Origin of the sequence: Thermus thalpophilus, assembly GCF_022760915.1 — a bacterium.
GTDB lineage: Bacteria > Deinococcota > Deinococci > Deinococcales > Thermaceae > Thermus > Thermus thalpophilus.
This window is the reverse complement of record NZ_JAKTNS010000114.1, coordinates 1-526: the sequence shown is the minus strand read 5'-3', so window position 1 is coordinate 526 and position 526 is coordinate 1. Positions and strand designations below refer to the sequence as shown.

At 73.8% G+C, this 526-nt stretch carries 1 protein-coding gene and 1 pseudogene; both read right to left on the bottom strand.

The genetic code is table 11. From position 1 onward, the window contains the following. Positions 1-256 (bottom strand): hypothetical protein (locus L0D17_RS13245; RefSeq protein ID WP_243095712.1); only part of this gene is annotated, 256 nt, incomplete at its 3' end. Next, positions 253-526: pseudogene (locus L0D17_RS13240) on the bottom strand (hypothetical protein); the annotation flags it as partial. The gene L0D17_RS13245 and the pseudogene L0D17_RS13240, both read right to left, overlap by 4 nt.

Below are 526 nucleotides of genomic sequence, written 5' to 3'. Positions count from 1 at the left end.
CGGCGCTGGCGATGTACCCCTCCCCCTCGGGATCCCGGGCGGCCGAGGGGGCCCCATAGCGGTCCCACCCCTCGGCGATGGTCTCGGCGATGAGCGCCAAAAGGCCCTCCTCCCAGGCCTCGGGGGGGAGGTCCAGGGCGTGGCGGCCGTACCGCTGGCGCAGGTAGGTGCAGAAGGGCCCCAGGTCGGGGTCCTCATCGGGGTCGGGGAGGCCCCGGGCCACCTCCCTGAGGAGGCGGGCCAGCCTCCGGATCACGCCCCACCCCCCTTCCGGTGCATCGCCCACCACTCCCCGAGGGTCCGCGGGGGCTCCTCGGGGTAGAGGCGCATCCCGATGGGGGAGAGGGGAACCTTGGGCCACGCCTCCACGGCCTTCCGCCAGGGCGGGGCCTTCCATTGGCCCGAGGGGTCCCGCAGGTGCCGGTCCCCCCAGAGCTTCTGCACCCGCTTGCGGATCTCCTGGAGTTGCGCCCACACCCCGCTGAACATGGGCAGGTTCCCCAGGGCCTTCATGTGGCCCACGAGG